General features: G+C 32.6%; 18 protein-coding genes and 1 pseudogene. 16 read left to right on the top strand and 3 right to left on the bottom strand.

What is annotated here, in order from left to right:
* Positions 1-140: 140 nt before the first annotated feature.
* Positions 141-1,220: a branched-chain amino acid aminotransferase gene (locus H6578_10510; protein MCB9227583.1), complete on the bottom strand. Its 1,080-nt coding sequence runs from the start codon at positions 1,218-1,220 to the stop codon at positions 141-143.
* An 86-nt stretch (positions 1,221-1,306) separates the two neighbouring features.
* Here H6578_10510 and H6578_10505 point away from each other — a divergent pair, with 86 nt between their 5' ends.
* Positions 1,307-1,741: a hypothetical protein gene (locus H6578_10505; protein ID MCB9227582.1), complete on the top strand. Its 435-nt coding sequence runs from the start codon at positions 1,307-1,309 to the stop codon at positions 1,739-1,741.
* Positions 1,742-2,317, top strand: coding sequence for an RdgB/HAM1 family non-canonical purine NTP pyrophosphatase (gene rdgB / locus H6578_10500; protein ID MCB9227581.1), 576 nt, complete (start codon positions 1,742-1,744; stop codon positions 2,315-2,317).
* A 14-nt stretch (positions 2,318-2,331) separates the two neighbouring features.
* Here rdgB and H6578_10495 read toward each other — a convergent pair whose 3' ends face one another.
* Positions 2,332-3,210 carry a nucleoside phosphorylase gene (locus H6578_10495; GenBank protein ID MCB9227580.1) on the bottom strand — a complete coding sequence of 293 codons (879 nt, stop codon included), beginning with the start codon at positions 3,208-3,210 and terminating at the stop codon, positions 2,332-2,334.
* A 277-nt stretch (positions 3,211-3,487) separates the two neighbouring features.
* Between H6578_10495 and H6578_10490 the strand changes: the two genes are divergently transcribed.
* The 4 genes from H6578_10490 to H6578_10475 all read left to right on the top strand — a co-directional run bounded on the left by H6578_10490 (position 3,488) and on the right by H6578_10475 (position 6,610).
* Positions 3,488-4,642: a pyridoxal phosphate-dependent aminotransferase family protein gene (locus tag H6578_10490; GenBank protein ID MCB9227579.1), complete on the top strand. Its 1,155-nt coding sequence runs from the start codon at positions 3,488-3,490 to the stop codon at positions 4,640-4,642.
* Positions 4,639-5,256, top strand: a complete 618-nt coding sequence (gene bioD / locus H6578_10485; GenBank protein ID MCB9227578.1) for a dethiobiotin synthase — start codon at positions 4,639-4,641, stop codon at positions 5,254-5,256. Before H6578_10490 ends, bioD begins: the two co-directional genes overlap by 4 nt.
* On the top strand, positions 5,249-5,902 hold the full coding sequence (hxpB, locus tag H6578_10480; protein MCB9227577.1) for a hexitol phosphatase HxpB: 654 nt from the start codon (positions 5,249-5,251) through the stop codon (positions 5,900-5,902). Before bioD ends, hxpB begins: the two co-directional genes overlap by 8 nt.
* 72 nt (positions 5,903-5,974) lie before the next feature.
* A complete protein-coding gene (locus H6578_10475; GenBank protein MCB9227576.1) occupies positions 5,975-6,610 on the top strand; it encodes a YceI family protein in 636 nt (211 codons plus the stop codon).
* Positions 6,611-6,687: 77 nt separating this feature from the next.
* Here the strand turns inward: H6578_10475 and H6578_10470 are convergent, their stop codons facing one another.
* Positions 6,688-7,695, bottom strand: coding sequence for a WYL domain-containing protein (locus H6578_10470; GenBank protein MCB9227575.1), 1,008 nt, complete (start codon positions 7,693-7,695; stop codon positions 6,688-6,690).
* An 89-nt stretch (positions 7,696-7,784) separates the two neighbouring features.
* Here H6578_10470 and H6578_10465 point away from each other — a divergent pair, with 89 nt between their 5' ends.
* The 10 genes and pseudogenes from H6578_10465 (at position 7,785) to feoB (ending at position 17,905) form a co-directional block, all read left to right on the top strand.
* Positions 7,785-8,540 carry an outer membrane beta-barrel protein gene (locus tag H6578_10465; protein ID MCB9227574.1) on the top strand — a complete coding sequence of 252 codons (756 nt, stop codon included), beginning with the start codon at positions 7,785-7,787 and terminating at the stop codon, positions 8,538-8,540.
* 529 nt (positions 8,541-9,069) lie between these two features.
* The gene (locus H6578_10460) at positions 9,070-9,468 is read left to right on the top strand and encodes a transposase (protein MCB9227573.1); all 399 of its coding nucleotides are present in this window, start codon (positions 9,070-9,072) and stop codon (positions 9,466-9,468) included.
* Positions 9,465-10,289: an IS3 family transposase gene (locus H6578_10455; protein MCB9227572.1), complete on the top strand. Its 825-nt coding sequence runs from the start codon at positions 9,465-9,467 to the stop codon at positions 10,287-10,289. Before H6578_10460 ends, H6578_10455 begins: the two co-directional genes overlap by 4 nt.
* A gap of 147 nt (positions 10,290-10,436) precedes the next feature.
* The gene (locus tag H6578_10450; protein MCB9227571.1) at positions 10,437-11,273 is read left to right on the top strand and encodes a DUF1016 family protein; all 837 of its coding nucleotides are present in this window, start codon (positions 10,437-10,439) and stop codon (positions 11,271-11,273) included.
* 181 nt (positions 11,274-11,454) lie between these two features.
* Complete coding sequence (locus H6578_10445; protein ID MCB9227570.1) at positions 11,455-12,468, top strand: OmpA family protein; 1,014 nt, start codon at positions 11,455-11,457, stop codon at positions 12,466-12,468.
* Between the two features lie 5 nt (positions 12,469-12,473).
* Positions 12,474-13,262, top strand: coding sequence for a twin-arginine translocase subunit TatC (gene tatC / locus H6578_10440; GenBank protein MCB9227569.1), 789 nt, complete (start codon positions 12,474-12,476; stop codon positions 13,260-13,262).
* Between the two features lie 5 nt (positions 13,263-13,267).
* A complete protein-coding gene (gene rpiB, locus H6578_10435; GenBank protein ID MCB9227568.1) occupies positions 13,268-13,690 on the top strand; it encodes a ribose 5-phosphate isomerase B in 423 nt (140 codons plus the stop codon).
* A 291-nt stretch (positions 13,691-13,981) separates the two neighbouring features.
* On the top strand, positions 13,982-14,647 hold the full coding sequence (locus H6578_10430) for a metal-dependent transcriptional regulator (GenBank protein MCB9227567.1): 666 nt from the start codon (positions 13,982-13,984) through the stop codon (positions 14,645-14,647).
* 2 nt (positions 14,648-14,649) lie between these two features.
* A complete protein-coding gene (locus tag H6578_10425) occupies positions 14,650-15,696 on the top strand; it encodes a metal-dependent transcriptional regulator (GenBank protein ID MCB9227566.1) in 1,047 nt (348 codons plus the stop codon).
* A pseudogene (gene feoB / locus H6578_10420) lies at positions 15,680-17,905 on the top strand (ferrous iron transport protein B). Before H6578_10425 ends, feoB begins: the two are co-directional and overlap by 17 nt.
* Positions 17,906-17,924 lie beyond the last annotated feature (19 nt).

Below are 17,924 nucleotides of genomic sequence, written 5' to 3'. Positions count from 1 at the left end.
TATTTATGTTTATCGGCTAAAATATTACAAAAAAAAGAGCAGATTGTGCAATACTTTTTTGTCGTATTTAAAATTTTAAGTTTTCACTTATCCGGTTTCTACTTTATTTTTAACCTTGTGATGTGTATGGTCTATCTGTATTATACCACTTTCTCTATTACAACTTTATGAATCCAGTTGTGTATATCTTCAATTTTACCGTCTTTTATTCCCGTTAATTCTTCTTGTAGTCGGTTAGATATGGTTCTATTTTCAAAAGCTGGCAAGATCATTTCTAAATCTTTATAACCTATGGCTTTTATTGGCGAAATGGTAGCTGCTGTTCCTGCTCCAAAAGCATCTTCTAAAGTACCATTATTATGTGCTTCTATAATTTCATCTATAGAAACCCTGCGTTCTTCTGTAGGTATATTCCACTCTTTTAATAAGTGCAATACACTATCTCGTGTAACTCCAGGTAATATAGTTCCTTCATTTAAACTTGGCGTAAGTACTTTGCCATTAATTACCACAAAAATATTCATTGTGCCTATTTCTTGCAGGTATTTCTTTTCAATACCGTCAAGCCATAAAATTTGACCAAAGCCTTTTTCGTGTATTTCTTCAGCAGGAGCTATGGTTCGGGCATAATTTCCACTTGTTTTAGCAAAACCTGTTCCACCGGGAAAAGCTCTTACATACTGGCTACTGGCATACACTTTAATAGGGGCATTATAATAGCTGGCTACTGGCGATAAGAAAACCATAAATCTATAGTTTGCAGAGCGTTTCATACCTATTACTTCGTCAGTAGCAAACATAAATGGTCTTATGTACATTGATTTTCCTTCATCTGTAGGAATCCAAGCCTCATCTATTTGAAGCATCATATCAACAGCTTGCATAAATAAATCTTCAGGAACTGTAGGCATAGCCATTCTTGTAGCCGAAACATTTAGCCTTTTGGCATTCATATCTGGTCTAAAAGCTATAATATTTCCCTCATTATCTTTTCGGGCTTTTATGCCTTCAAAAATAGATTGCCCATAATGTATTGAAGACATTGCAGGGTGCATTTCAATATGTCCAAATGGAACAATTCGTAAATCTTGCCATTTGCCGTCATAATAATCGGCTATAAACATGTGGTCTGTAAATACCTTACCAAAACCTAAATTACTATAATCTGCTTTAGATAAATTGCTTTTTGTAACTTTGGAAACGGATACGCTATATTTCATTGACCGATTGTTTTTTGGTTTAAGTGCAAATATACGAAATTGAAAAGACATTATTTTATTAAGACTTCTTAAATGAACGTTAAATTATGAACAAGTTATTATATCAAAATTCAAATTTATACCAATTTCCTACTGATAATTATGCTAAAATATTGAACAATAATGGCTTGTTGAAGTTTTTAATTTGTATAAAACAAGAAAACGAAATTGAGCCTGAACTTAAAGAAATGTTGCTAAATATTATTAAGGCACTAAAAATAGATGAAAATGAAGTTGAAATTATAAGTTTTTCTAATAAAATTCATCTTACACAGCTACTACATACTTTTAAAGTAAGTAAAGTACTTTGTTTTGGTACTGAGGCTGAGGATATTTCTTTAAACATAAATTTAACCAAATACCATTTATACAATATCAATAATTTTGAGTTAATTGTGGTAAATGATTTAATAGATGTTTATAACAACCAAAATATGAAATCTGCTTTGTGGAAATTGCTTCAAAAAATGTTTGAAATATAAATGGAAATAATTTTTGCTACGGGAAACCCCAATAAATTAAAAGAAGTACAATTATTAATGCCTAAAAATGTAAAATTGCTTACGTTAAAAGAAGTGGGTTTTAATGATGAAATAGAAGAAACGGAAAAAACTATAGAGGGGAATAGTTTGCTAAAAGCTAAAACCGTTTTTAATAAGCTAAAACGAGCTGTTTTTGCAGAAGATACAGGTTTAGAAGTTAAAGCTTTAAATAATGAGCCGGGCGTATATAGTGCCCGATATGCCGGAGAAAATGGCAATGCAAATGCTAATATGCAACTATTGCTTAAAAATTTGGAACAGAAAAAAAACAGGGACGCTCAGTTTAAAACGGTTTTAACTTATATAAATGATAAAGGAAAAGCTACTCAGTTTACGGGCATTGTTTTAGGCGAAATAATTCAGAAACCAACGGGCAACAATGGATTTGGCTATGACCCAATATTTAAACCGGCAGGGTTTAAAAAAGTTTTCGCTGAAATGAATGATACCGAAAAGAGCTTAATTAGCCACAGAGGTATAGCTTTAAAAAAGTTTTTGAGTTATCTCAAATCTTAATTGGTACAAAAAATCTATCCTATACTAACCAACTTATCTAAAGTATAAGAAATTACTTTCTCCACACTCTCCGCAGGATTTTTACTAAATTCTTTAGTTTGTCTATTAGCTAAAATGGTATTTACCGACAAGCAATGATGTCCTAAAACTTTCCCCATACCATAAATAGCCGAAGTTTCCATTTCTAAATTGGTAATTCGCTCGTTGTTGTCAAACTTTAGCTGAGCTAATTCGTCTATAAAATTGGCTACTTTGGGTTGCATTCTAAGCGTTCTGCCTTGCGGACCATAAAAACCGGTAGCCGAAATAGTAATTCCCGTATAAGTGCTGTCTGTTTTAATTTGATTTAAAAGAAACTCGCTACCTTTTGCTATGCACGGCTTTATAGGAAGCTCTACAGCCTTATTTATTTTTAATAAAATTTCTTCTTCTTCATCAGAATTATGAGAAACATAAAAGTTCATTAAACCGTCTAATCCCAAGCCAAAAGAAGACAAAACAATGCTATCTACATCAATTTCCCCTTGCAAAGTACCGGAAGTACCTATTCTTATAATGTTTAAACTTTTTTTATCCTTTTTTATTTGTCGGGTATGTAAATCTATATTTACTAAAGCATCTAATTCATTAATAACAATATCTATATTGTCGGTGCCAATTCCTGTAGAAATTACCGTCAATCTTTTATTGCCAATATAGCCGGTATGAGTTACAAACTCTCTTTTTTGGATTTTATGTTCAATTTTATCAAAGTATTTACTCACTTTTTCCACTCTATCGGGGTCGCCCACAGTTATAATAGTATCGGCTATTTGCTCTGGCAATAAATGTAAATGATAGATACTGCCATCGTCATTTAAAATTAATTCGCTGGGTTTTATTATTTCATTCATAAAGTAAAGTTACTAATATTTAGATATTTATACCGTTTAGGAATATATAATAATCCAAATTCGGCTTCTTAACCTAACAGTTATTAACTATAGTTGATAGTAAACTGTCAGGTTATGTTTGTCCGTGCATACTACTAAAGAACCGGAAAGGGTGTACGGAACAGAATATAAATTAAAATCAGTATTGCTCCGGCATAAAATACAAAATAGTCTAATCTATTTTGTGTTGACAATTGGTATTAATATTTGAAGTTTAAAACTATTATTTTTGCGGTACATGGAAAATTACCTACAAGACATAAATAAATATATAACGGAAAAACTATTAAAAAGAAAAACAGACAATGCATATAGGACATTAGAAGTTAAAGAAAACTTAGTAGATTTTTGCTCTAATGATTATTTAGGCTTTGCCAGAGATAAAAAGCTGACAAAGGAAGTAGAAAAAGCTTTGGCAACATTAAATATTCCTAATGGTGGCACCGGAGCCAGAACCATAACCGGTACTACCAACTTAATTTTAGATACAGAAAAACAAATTGCCCATTTTCATAAAGCCGAAGCTGCTTTGTTTTACAATTCGGGTTTTACGGCAAACTTAGGTTTTTTTGCGGCACTGCCTTATAGGGGAGATACTATTTTGTATGATGAATTAATACATGCTTCCATAAGAGATGGAATGCAGCTAAGTAGAGCTAATTCTTATTCTTTTGCTCACAATAATTTAGAAGCTTTAGAAAAAAGACTTCAAAAAGCTAAGGGCAAAATTTATGTTGTAGTTGAGTCTATTTATTCTATGGATGGAGATGCAGCTCCGCTAACTGAAATAATGAAATTATGCAAAAAATATAATGCGGCACTTATAGTAGATGAAGCACACAGCAATGGAATTTTTGGAGAGAATGGAAGCGGACTTGTTTGCGAATTAGGATTAGAAAAAGATGTTTTTGCCAGAGTAATGACATTTGGAAAAGCCATAGGAAGCCATGGAGCAGTGGTGGTAGGAAACCAAAATTTAATCAACTTCCTTATCAACTTCTCCCGACCGTTTATTTACACCACAGCACCACCTCCACATCAGGTTTTAGGGGTAAAATACGCTTATGACAAGTTGTCATTTGTTGATGATAAAAGATTAATAATCAGCAATTTAATAAGTTTATTTAAAACAAAAATTAAAGCTGAATCATCGCTTAGCCTAATTGACAGTTTTAGCCCTATACAATGTATAATTATACCGGGAAATGACAATGTAAAGTACTTATGTAATAAGCTACAAGAGGATGATTTTTATGTGAAACCGATAGTAGCACCTACAGTACCTATAGGCTTAGAAAGAATAAGAATATGCCTGCACGCTTTTAATACACCTCAAGAAGTGGAACGTTTATGCCATACTATTGTTAAACATACTAAAACAATGGATTTATGAAACAATACTTTGTTACAGGAATAGGTACAGATGTAGGAAAAACAGTTGTTTCGGCAGTATTCGTAGAAGCTTTAAAAGCCGACTATTGGAAACCTATACAGTCTGGGGATATAGATAACAGCGACACCTTAAAAGTTAGAAATTTAATAAGTAATCCATCTACGGTTTTTCATAAAAGTTCTTATGAATTTACTACTCCGGCATCTCCTCATTTATCTGCAAAAATAGATAAACAATATATTGATAATCAAAAATTTATACTACCTAATGTAAACAAAAACTTTATAGTAGAAGGAGCAGGAGGAATAATGGTACCTTTGAATGATAATTTCTTAATTTTAGACTTAATTAAACACTTAAATTTGGAAGTTATTTTGGTAATTAAAAATTATTTAGGAAGCATAAATCATAGTTTATTATCTATAAATGCACTAAAACAAAATGGAATTAAAATTAAGGGTGTGGTGTTTTGTGGAGAGGAAAATAAAAGTAGTGAAGATTATATTTTGAACTACACCAAAGTAAAATGTTTGGGATATATTCCTACTATAAAATTGAATAAAGAAGAAATACTAAAACAAGCAGAAAAGTTTAAATATCTGAACAATGACTAAAATAAAAGGTGTAATTTTTGATATGGATGGTTTGCTTATAGATAGCGAACCGCTTTGGCGAAAAGCTATATGTTCTATTTATAATGATTTAGGATATAGCATGACAGAACAAATGGCAGCAAGCACAATGGGCATGAGAAGTGATGAAGTGGCAAAATATTGGCTTAGTTACTTTGACGATACCAAAAACAGCTATAAAGATGTAGAGCTAAATACTTTGTCTTTAGTGCAAGAGCTAATAGAAAAAGAAGGAGTAATGATGCCTTATGTGCAAGAAACGCTTGATTTTTTTAAGCATGAACAAATCCCTATTGCCATAGCTTCATCTTCGCCACTGGGAATAATACAAAGCGTGGTAGATAAATTAGGAATAAAAAGATATTTTAAAGTAATGTGCTCTGCCGAGTTTGAAGAATATGGAAAACCACATCCGTCTGTTTTTATTTCTACAGCTAATTATTTAAGAGTAGCACCTACAGATTGCTTAGTTTTTGAAGATTCAATATCGGGAGTTATAGCGGCTAAAGCGGCAAAAATGCAATGCATAGCAGTGCCGAGCAAACAAGATTATGATAATCCGAAATTTGCTTTGGCAGATTTAAAAATAAGAAGCTTAAAAGAATTTTTAGAGAAAGAAAAAAAATAATTTAACACTTAGTGAACTTTTTTTTAATCATCAGAGTTTAGACTTTCATAAACTTTAAACAAAAAATAAAAAATGAAGAAATTAAATTTAAGCTTATTGTCGTTAATCCTTATTGTATTTGTAGCATTTACATCTTGTAAATCTAACAAACCGGTAGAGGAAGAAGTGGTAGTAGAAGAAGTGGTGGAAGAAGGAATATCAGGAACATTTGATATTAATACTGAAACATCTAAATTAGAATGGTTAGGTAAAAAAGTAACAGGGGAACATTATGGAACTATAAACTTTCAAGGTGGTAACTTTACATTAGAACACAACCAAGTAGTAGGTGGTGTAGCTACTGTAGATATGACTTCAATAGTGGTTTCTGATTTAACAGACGCTGAAATGAATGCTAAATTAACAGGTCATTTAAACTCTGAAGATTTCTTTAATACAGCTAATTTCCCAACGGCTACTTTAGAATTTACTCAAGGAGCTACAGCTAATGAATTAATAGGAAAATTAACTATTAAAGACATCACTCAAGATGTAGTTATAAATGCTAATTTAGCAGATGTAGAAGGTCAACCAACTATTACAGGAACTATGACTGTAGATAGAACTTTATATGACATTAAATACGGTTCAGGCAAATTCTTTGATAATTTAGGAGATAAAGCTATTAATGATGAATTCAAATTAAGTTTCACAGTAGTGTCTAAATAATTCAATCAAAAATAAAGCATATAGAAAAAGGCTCGCATTAGCGAGCCTTTTTTTTTGTTATTAGCTTTTCGTTTTTCCTATTTGTATAGCCTCAATGTATTTTCTAAGCGAGTTTTTATTTCTTGGCGTAAAGATGCAGGTTCTATAACTTCTACACTATCTCCAAAACTTTGCAAATCCATTAAAAACTCAGGCGTAATACCTATGGTAATTGAAAAAAGCGTATAATCAGCTGTTTTTTCTATAATTTTTTGAGTCTGATGCAAGCTTTGCGTTTCAAAATAAGAAGATTGAATAGGGCTTGCCTTTAAAATAACTTCTGTTGGTTCATCTTCAAAAGTAGTTATACCATAAGCGTGTTTAAAATAGTTTTTTGACGAAAATGAAGGATGACTTTTATAATTATGGGAATGTTCCGCTATATTCTTAATTCTATCTAAAGCATAAATAACAATATGCATATTTTTATCTAACATAGAAACTAAATACCACCTATTTCTATATTCTTTTAATAAAATAGGATGCACTATATGTTTTTTAGAAGAGTCATCGCTAAATTTTTTATAAGTCAATTCAAGTACTTTTCTATCTTTTATATGTTTAGATAAAGCAGAAACCCACTGGCTGCCACTATAATAAGGTACTTTTTCAAATTGAACTATTTGTTCTATCTCTTTTTCATCTAAAATTGAACTAACACTAACGGCATTAAATATTTTTTCTACAGCCGCACTAAATTCGCTAAACAACTTAATGTCTTTAAATTGATTTAAAGTGGATGCCGCAAATTCAATAGCATTAATATCTTCATTTTGCAAAGGCACTTCGCTTATGCTGTAATCTTCTTCAGAATAATAATATCCATGATGAGCTCTGTGGTATTTAATAGGAGCTTTGTAGCCCAAAAGTTCGTCTTCTTTCATGGCTTTTATATCTTTTTGAATGGTAGATTCAGAAAAAGTTTTACCTAATTTTTCTTCCAGCTCCTCTACAAAATCGTCCATGGTAGGGTACGGATGCTTTTTATTAGTGAGCATTTTGTTAATAATTCGGTATCTTAAAAAAGCTTCTTTGTTTGCAGGCATGGTTAAGTTATTTCAGTTAAAAATATTAAATATCAGCTTATTAAATTAAAAGTTCTTATTTTTACGCTTCAGAAATTCAAAACAAATTTATGAAAAACATCTTAGTTGTATTTTTATTGGCATTTTTTACTTTTTCAAGTGCTAATGCACAATTCAAATTAAAAAATAATACACCAGAAGCAAATAATACCGAAACAGAGAAAAAAGAAGAAGTACAAACTACCAAAAAATCTTTTAAAGGTAGAGATAGATTTATGATAAATTTGACTTTTGATAATTTATTTCACAAAGAAACTAACGGTTTTAAAACGCAATGGCATTCAAGAGGTATAGGTTTGTATTATTTGCAAGATTTTCCTTTAGGAACTGAAAGAGTTAGTTTTGCTGCGGGTGTAGGTTTTAGACATGCCAGCTATTACCACAATAGCAATATGGTAGAAGATTCTGTACAAACTACTTTTACACCAATACCTAATTTTAAAGATGACGATAATTTTAAACAAAGAAAAGTAGCTGTAAACTATTTTGAAGTGCCATTAGAATTACGTTTTTTCACTAAACCGTCTTTAAAAACAGGCAATATGTTTAAAGTGGCAGTAGGTTTTAGAGGAGGCGTGCGTATGACGGGCGTTAGAGTGGAGAAAAACAAAGACAACGGCTACTACAAGAAATTTAAAACTAAAAACTTTAAAGATTTAGCTTTATGGGAAGCTGGGCCAACGCTGAGAGTAGGCTACGGTGGCTTTAACATTTTTGCTTACTATAGCGTTACTGAGCTATTTAAGAAAAATAGTGGACCTAAAATGACGCCTTTCTCTATTGGGATTTCATTTATAGGGCTGTAAAAATTTACGTCCAATTTTATAGAGATGTTTTTATGACTATCTGTAAAGATACCTATGAAGTATTTTACATTAACTTTTCTTTAGAAGAAAAGTTACAAAAGAATCGCACTAAGTTTTCAGCGACCCATTATAACCTTAACTCCTAAAAATCAAAAACTCATCACTCCGTTCTTCAAACAGTTTAATTTTTTACGGAGTTTTCGGTTAATGGGTGCCCCACTTGCAAACTTAAGGTGCACTTTTTATCTGACCTTAATCAAAAATACGTTAAGAAATGGTGTAAAACAGACATCCAAAGTGAATGAAATTATAAAACAGTAAACAGACAAATTAGTATGCTCCCACGAGTGAAAATACTTTAGGAAAACTAAAATTGAGCATACATTAATTTGTCCTCGTCTGTTTTATAGCATTTTAGTGTTTTTGATTACAGTCTTGATTTTTTGTTACTTTTGTATCAAGACAAAAGTAAAAGTACAAACTGTCCGTCCCTGAAATAGGTTGACCGTTAAAAAAAAGCGGAAAACAGATGAAAGCAAATTTAAAAAGGATACGTAAAAAGCGTAAATTTAGTGAAACATTTAAAAAAGAGCTAGTAAAGGAATTTGAGAAAGGAGAATATAGTGTAAAAGAACTGAGTAAACTTCACAGTATTTCTAAACAATTAATTTACGGGTGGATTTATAAATTTTCGACATACAATAAGAAAGGATATCGCATGGTAGAACATAGAGAGAGTAGTGCACAAAGGGTTAAAGAATTAGAAGCTAAAATAAAACAATTAGAATCTATAGTAGGACAAAAACAGATTAAGATAGATTACTTGGAGAAGATGATAGATATAGCCAAAGAGGAACTGGATATAGATATCAAAAAAAACTCCGACACCCCACAATCCGATACTTTAAAGAACACCAAGAAAAGATGAGTTATTCTTTAAACGAATTATACAAGGTTGTAGGCATCAGCAAGCAAGCCGTTTATCAGTATGCAAAACGACAGGAAGTGTTTGATACCAAGACCATGCAGTTGGTAAGAGAAGCAGAGTTGCTACGAGCCGAGCATCCGGGATGTGGGGTGGAGAAGATGTACTATAGCTTAGCCCCCGATTTTATGGGCAGGGACAGATTCATAGAACTTTTTATGGATTTGGGATTTAGACTAAAACGAAAGAAAAACTATCACAGAACCACCATGGGTTCAAAGGTGTATTACCCAAATTTTATTCAAGGCATGTTGCTACATAGCCCAAGTCAAGTATGGCAGAGCGACATCACATACATTAAAGTAGGCGAACGGTTTTATTATGCCGTATTTATCATAGATGTTTACACGAAGAAAATAGTGGGTTATCATGTATCAGACAGTTTAAGAGCTGAAGCAAACGTAACAGCTCTTAAAATGGCACTCAAAACCCATAAAGAACCGCAAATACATCATTCAGATAAGGGTAGTCAATACATTTACAGAAAATATATAACCATGTTGAAAGACAACAATGCCATCATAAGTATGGGTGAAACTGCTTTAGACAATGCTTATGCTGAGCGTATTAACCTAACTATAAAAAGCGAATATTTAGATTATTGGCAACCACAGAACTTAAAAGAATTAAAAGCAATGGTAGCAAAAGCAGTAAAACACTATAACAACACAAGATTACATAATGCAATAAAAAGAAAAGCACCTATAGTCTTTGAAAAAGAAGTATTACTTTTACCCAAGCAAAGCAGACCTTCAGGCTCATAATTGACCGATAGATTTAAACAAAATGAAAAATAATTTATTAACTAAAACGGTCAACACTATTTAGGGACGGGCACAGTAAAAGGACTTACAGCACCAGAATTATCACGTTGCCGACAATTTTACAATACTTATCCGCAAATTCTTGGGTTGATAACCCAAGAATTTAAAAATGTGTTTCCTGCCGATTTCTTGCCCAAAAATATAGAAAAATCAATTCTTGGGTTGCCGACCCAAAAATTACAAAAGGAAGACATAAAACACGTTTCAACCATTTTCCAATCCATTTCTTACACGCATTTTACTGAACTCATAAAAATTGACGACAGCACCAAAAGACGTTTTTACGAATTGCTGATTTTAAAAACACAACCTAGCGTAAAAGAACTCAAAAGGCAAATTGAAACATTAACTTTTGAGCGTATTGGTATGTCTGAAAATCACAAAAAATCGTTTGAAGAAGTTACAAAGAAAATACAACCTATACAGGCAACAGATTTAGTAAAGTCGCATTATTTCTTTGAGTTTTTAAATATCGGGCAACCACATTTAATTGAAGAAACGAAACTTGAACAAGCTCTTGTTTCTCATTTGCAAGAATTCATTACTGAACTTGGAAACGGATTTTGTTTTGAAGCACGACAAAAACGCATTTTAATTGGCGATGAATACTATTTCATTGATTTGGTTTTTTATCATCGTATTTTGAAATGTCACGTTTTAGTGGAACTAAAAACTGAAATAGCCAAACACGAACACATTGGTCAGTTGAAATCGTATTTACAATACTATAAGAAAAACGTGCAAGAAGAAAACGACAATCCGCCTGTTGGAATTTTACTTGTTACCAACCAAAACAAGACATTGGTAGAATATGCAATTGCGGACAGTGACTTGGATATTTTTGTAAGTAAATACCAACTTCAACTACCCGACAAAGCGAAGTTAGAAGCATTTATAAACAACGAACTAAAAAACACAAAATAGATTAATCTATTTTGCGTTTTACCATATTAAATGCCGATATATTAATATTTTAGCACAATAAAGTGTAGCCGAAATTAGACTATTCTGCGTTACTAAGCTATCTTATTAACTAAAATTAGTGAAAAACTCATTATATAATATCATTTATCAATCTTACTTTTGTGGTAAATTTTAAATTGTAATGAAAAAATTAAGTATAGTTTTATTGAGTGTGTTGTTATTAAGTTCTTGTGTTACTTCTAAAAAGTATAATCAATTAGAAGCTTTAAGCGATAAATATTTGAATGACAAACAAGATTGTGAAAATAGATTACGCAAAATGGAGTCTAACAATGATGATTGTGAGCAAGCAAAAGCAAAACTTCAAGGCGAAATAAATACTTTAAAAGACGAAAAGGCTAAAAATGAACAGAAAATTAGTCAATTAGAAGGTGATGTAGCCAACTACCGAAATCAAACTGCCGATTTAACAGAATCTAAAAGTCAGTTGTTAGCAGAAGCTACTTCAAACCAACAAGCCTTAAACAAAGCCTTAGCTGAAAAAGAAGCTGAGTTAAACAGAATAGCGGCTCAACAAAAAGCTTTAGATGAAACTTTAAAGAAAAAAGAAAGTGATTTGGCTCAACTGCAAACAGAAATAGCTTTAGCTCAAAAAGAAAATGAAGCTAAAAATAAGCGTATAGGCGAATTAGAAGCCCAACTAAAAGCTAAAGAAGAAGCTATAGCTAATTTGAAAACTAATGTAACTAATGCTCTTAAAGGTTTTAGTAGCGATGAAGTTCAAGTAACAGAAAAAGATGGCAATTTGCACGTAGCTTTATCAGAAAATCTGTTGTTTAAATCGGGAAGTTTCACGGTTGACACAAAAGGAGAAGATGCTATTAAAAAAATAGCTAGCGTGCTAAATGATGCCGATGATTTTACGATAGTAGTAGAAGGACATACAGATAATGTACCCTACAACGGTACCGGGCAACTAAAAGACAACTGGGATTTGAGTGTAAAAAGAGCCACCTCGGTAGTGCGTATTTTAACGGATGGCGGTGTAAATCCTGCCGAAATAGCTGCAAGCGGTCGTGGAGAGTTTCACCCTGTAAAAGAAAATGATACAAAAGAGAACAAAGCGGCAAACCGAAGAACAGAGATAATTTTATCTCCTAAATTGGGCAAAATTTTAGATATTCTCAATAAATAAACTCCTTGGAAGAAGAAAAAGAAATGTCGTTTTTTGACCACCTTGAAGAGTTAAGGTGGCATTTGGTAAGGGTAGTTATAGCCGTTATTATATTTTCTATATTAGCTTTTATTTTTAAAGAATTTATTTTTGACAAAGTAATATTTGCACCTACTCATTCTAATTTTATTTCCTACGAATATTGGTGTTTGCTCATAAAAAAGCTTAACTTATCAGAAAGTTTGTGTTTAGGAAACAATACTTTTGAAATAATAAATACCGAAATGGCGGGGCAATTTATGGTACACATAAAAATAGCTTTAGGATTAGGTGTTATATTGGCTTTTCCATATATGGTTTGGGAAGCATGGCGTTTTATAAGTCCTGCGTTAAAAATAAATGAGTTGAGAGCTTCAAGAACGGCTATTTTAATAAGTGCTTCTTTATTTTTCATTGGCGTATTATTTGGATATTTTGTACTAACGCCTTTTTCTTTAGATTTTTTAGCCAAATACAACGTAAGTAATATAGTTTCCAATATGTTTTCGCTTACTAATTATATAAATTTTGTAGGCACATTAGTATTAGCCAGTGGCATTATGTTTCAAATGCCCATTTTAGTTTTTTTGTTAGCTAAAATAGGCTTAGTAAGTGCCACTTTAATGAAAAATTATTGGCGTTATGCCTTTTTAATTTGCATGATATTAGCAGCCATAATAACACCTCCCGATGTAGCCTCTATGATAATGGTAGGTATTCCATTGTTTGGCTTATATTTATTGAGTATATTTGTGGCACAAAAAGTAAACCCCTAATCAATATGAAAATAATAATAGGCAGCGACCACGCTGGATTTGAACTAAAAGAACAACTTATTAAATACCTAAATGATTTAGAAGTAGAAGTTATAGATAAAGGAACACATTCTACAAAATCTGTCAATTATCCCGACTATGCTCATGCTGTGGCAACAGCCATAGAAAAAGGTGAAGCAACAACCGGAATACTAATTTGCGGCAGTGCTAACGGTGTTTGTATGACAGCTAATAAACACAAAAAAATAAGAGCTGCTATAGCTTGGAATCCAGAAATAGCTGCTTTAGCAAAGCAACATAATAATGCCAATATACTATGCTTACCGGCTCGCTTTACAAGTGCAAACAAAGCAAAAACTATAGTAAGTGCCTTTTTAGATACTGAATTTGAAGGTGGCAGACATCAAAAAAGAGTTGACTTGATATAATTCAATTATAAGCAAATACAGTAATTTAAAACTCCATAACCTACAATGTATTAAATTATTAATATATAGTAGTCCAATCTCGGCTTCGCCTCATTGTACTAAATATATTACTCTAACAGCATTTACCATTGTAAAATACAAAATAGATTAGACTATTTTGTGTCAACAATTGGTATTAAAACTCCATCAACCAAAATAAAATTATCTTCAAAATTTTTTAAGAAACTAATTTTACAGTACTTTTGTTATTTAATTTAAGTAAGCTTAAATATTTAATTAAACAAACTACAAATGACGGTTTCAATAGAAAATTTTATAAAAGCAGTTTATATGCAAAGTAAACTACCCAATGCCGATACAAAATTGGGTACAATAGCCGGCATACTTAACATATCTAATGCAGCGGCAACGGATATGGCAAGAAAACTGGCTACAAAAAAATTAGTTATTTATACCAAATATAAACCTTTAGCACTTACCAATTCGGGTAGTAAATTGGCTTTAAACGTTATACGCAAACACCGTTTGTGGGAAGCTTTTTTACATAAAACATTAAATTTATCGCTACATGAAATTCATTTAGAAGCAGAAGAATTAGAACATATAACTTCCGATTTTTTAGCCGATAAAATTGAACAATATTTGGATTATCCCTCTACCGACCCTCATGGCGATCCCATTCCTAAATTAAATGGAAATATAGAAACGGATAAAACTCAAATGCTTTTATCTAAAGCAGATGCTGGTAGTTTTTATGAAATTTCAAGACTTTTTAGCTCCGAAAAAGATTTTTTTGAATTTTGCACAGCTAATAATATAGTAGTTGGGGCTACTATTTTGGTAGAAAAACAATACGATGCTACCAAAATGACAGCAATAAAAATTAATGAGAATAAAATTTTATTAAATGAAAGCTTTACCAATATCATTTATGTTAAACAATTAATAAACGCATAATTATGGATACTATAAAAATACAAGCCGCCACTACTCTACTCATAGGCATTGCCATTATTATTGGCTTAATTTGGTTTTTTTGGCCTAAAAAAGGAGGCTGGGCTCTTATCAGTAAATTAAAAGAAAACAACCAACGGGTATTATTAGAAGATGCTTTAAAATTTATTTTTGACTGTGAATACAAAAAAATAGATTGCAATATTAATACTCTTGCTGGGCACTTAAATATTTCTATGGATAAAGCCAGCAAGCTTTTGGAAAGATTAACTGCTTTAGAATTAGTTAAACTCAATAATCAAACGGTAAAATTAACAGATGAAGGGCGGTCTTATGCCTTGCGTATTATAAGAATACACAGAGTGTGGGAATATTATTTAGCTGAAAAAACAAGTGTAGCTCCTTCAGATTGGCACGATGAAGCCTGCGAAATAGAACACACTTTAACAGACGAAGAAATTGATAAACTGGCAGCAAGCATGGGCAATCCTGTTTACGACCCACATGGCGACCCTATTCCTACATCCGAAGGAAAAATACCTAAACACAAAGGATTAAGACTAAGCACCTTGCAAGAAGGCGATATGGGCAGAATTACCCACTTAGAAGATGAACCAAAAAACATTTATGAGCAACTGCTGGTGTTAGGATTGTACCCAGGTATGCAAGTTTATGTTACAGATGTTACGGATAAAAAAATAAGCTTTGCTGCAGACGGAGAAGAATGTACTTTAACACCTCTTTTTGCAGGATACATTACAGTAGAAAAAATTGATGTAACACAGCCAACTAAGTACGAATTATTATCATCGCTTAAAGTGGGCGAAAATGCCGAAATTTTAGCTATATCTCCAAATTGCAGAGGACAGCAAAGAAGACGCTTAATGGATTTAGGTGTTGTACCGGGCAGCCAAGTTTCGGCAGTAATAAAAAGTGCCTCTGGCGACCCTGTAGGATACCGAATAATGGGTACTACCATTGGCATAAGAAAACAGCATGCCGACCAAGTATTTATTAACCGAAAAATAGAAGAGAATGAGTACACAGCATAATTGTGAAACTTGCCCTGCTTACCATAAAGCCAACTTAAAAAAACTGGGACTTAATCTTGAAAATGTAGATCATGTAATAACTTTAGCAGGAAATCCAAATACAGGAAAAAGTACTGTTTTTAACAATTTAACAGGGCTACGCCAGCATACCGGAAACTGGCCTGGCAAAACAGTAAGCAGAGCCGAAGGTGGCTTTATTTTTAACGATAAACGTTATAAAGTAGTTGATTTACCCGGCACTTATTCTCTTTTATCTACCAGCACAGACGAAGAGGTAGCACGTGATTTTATTCTATTTGGCAAACCTAATGTTACCGTAATTGTAGTAGATGCCACCCGATTAGAACGCAACTTAAATTTAGTACTTCAAATACTTGAAATAACAGACAAAGCGGTTATGTGCCTTAACTTAATGGATGAAGCCAAACGCAATAATATTGAAATAGATACTCGGGCACTATCTAAAGAATTGGGTATTCCCGTTATTCCTGCTTCGGCAAGATCAAAACAAGGTATGAGTGAACTTTTACTTGCCATAGAAGAAGTAGCTATGGGAAAATATATTTGTAAACCGCCTAAAATAAAAAGTCGCTCTAAACAGCTTAACCATGTTATAGAAACTTTATCGGAAAAAATATTAAATCTTTATCCTAATCTACCTAATGCAAACTGGGTAGCCATGCGATTATTAGAAGGAGATAACAGCATTATAGAAGCTATAAAAACAGGCGAATTAGGCAACTTACACGATGAAGATTTAGCAATAGACAATTAAAAAATGGAACAAAACAATAAAAATAAAGGAGAAGAAATACTATCGGCAGCCAACACCGCAAGATGGGATTTAGCTATTGATTTTCACGATTCAATTATAGAGTCAATCTATGAAAATGCTTCGCGAATAAGCAAAAAAACCGTAAAACACAAAGGCGATAAAACAGCCTATAGCTTTGACTTAAAATTAGATAAAATTGTTACCAGCAGATGGTTAGGTTTCCCCATTATGTTTTTAATGCTTGCCTTAGTATTTTGGCTTACCGTAGCCGGGGCAAATTATCCTTCTGCCTTATTATCTTCTCTTTTAATTGATACTTTTCATCCTATTTTAAAAACTTGGGCAGATGCCATACATATTCCTTGGTGGCTGAGTGGTGTATTAATAGACGGAGCATACTTATCTATGGCGTGGGTTATTGCGGTAATGCTTCCACCTATGGCTATTTTCTTTCCTTTATTTACTTTACTTGAAGATTTTGGCTATTTGCCTCGTGTAGCATTTAATATGGATAATCTTTTTAGAAAAGCAGGAGCTCACGGCAAGCAAGCATTAACTATGAGTATGGGTTTTGGATGCAATGCCGCAGGTGTTGTTGCTGCCAGAGTAATTGACAGTCCAAGAGAACGCTTAATTGCCATTATTACCAATAATTTTTCCTTGTGCAATGGCAGGTGGCCTACACAAATATTAATAGCAAGTATTTTTATTGGGAGTTTAGTGCCTGCCGGTTTAGCCGGCTTAGTTTCGGCAGGAGCAGTGGTAACTGTAGCCATACTGGGTATTTTTTTTAGTCTAATAGTTTCTTGGGGCTTAAGTAAAACCGTTTTAAAAGGCGAAGCATCTTCTTTTAGCTTAGAACTTCCTCCCTATAGACCTCCTCAAATATGGCAAACGCTTTACACTTCTATTATTGATAGAACCATAATTGTATTGTGGAGAGCGGTAGTATTTGCTGTGCCCGCAGGCATTGTTATTTGGTTGGTAGCCAATGTAAATATAAATGGTTTGAGTTTAGCAGAGCATTTTATTAATTGGTCTAATCCATTTGCCTTTATTTTTGGATTAAACGGTATAATTTTATTGGCATACATTATTGCAATACCGGCTAATGAGTTGGTTATTCCCACCATATTAATGCTTACGGTGCTAAGTGCCAAACTTACGGGTATTGGAGATGGTGCAGGTGTAATGTTTGAAATGAGTTCTGTTTCAGATACGGCAAATATTTTGCATGCCGGAGGGTGGACACTACTTACGGGAATTAATTTAATGCTCTTTAGTTTATTGCATAACCCTTGCTCTACAACTATTGTTACTATTTATAAAGAAACCAAAAGTTTAAAATGGACTTTAGTTTCTACGTTTTTACCTATAGTTTTAGGGCTAATTGTAACTTTTTTTACTACTCAAATTTGGCTGTTGGTGCATTAACAAAAATACATTAAAAAAT

Source organism: Chitinophagales bacterium (assembly GCA_020635995.1).
Lineage (GTDB): Bacteria > Bacteroidota > Bacteroidia > Chitinophagales > UBA8649 > JAFMKE01.
This window is presented reverse-complemented; position numbering and strand designations above follow the sequence as displayed.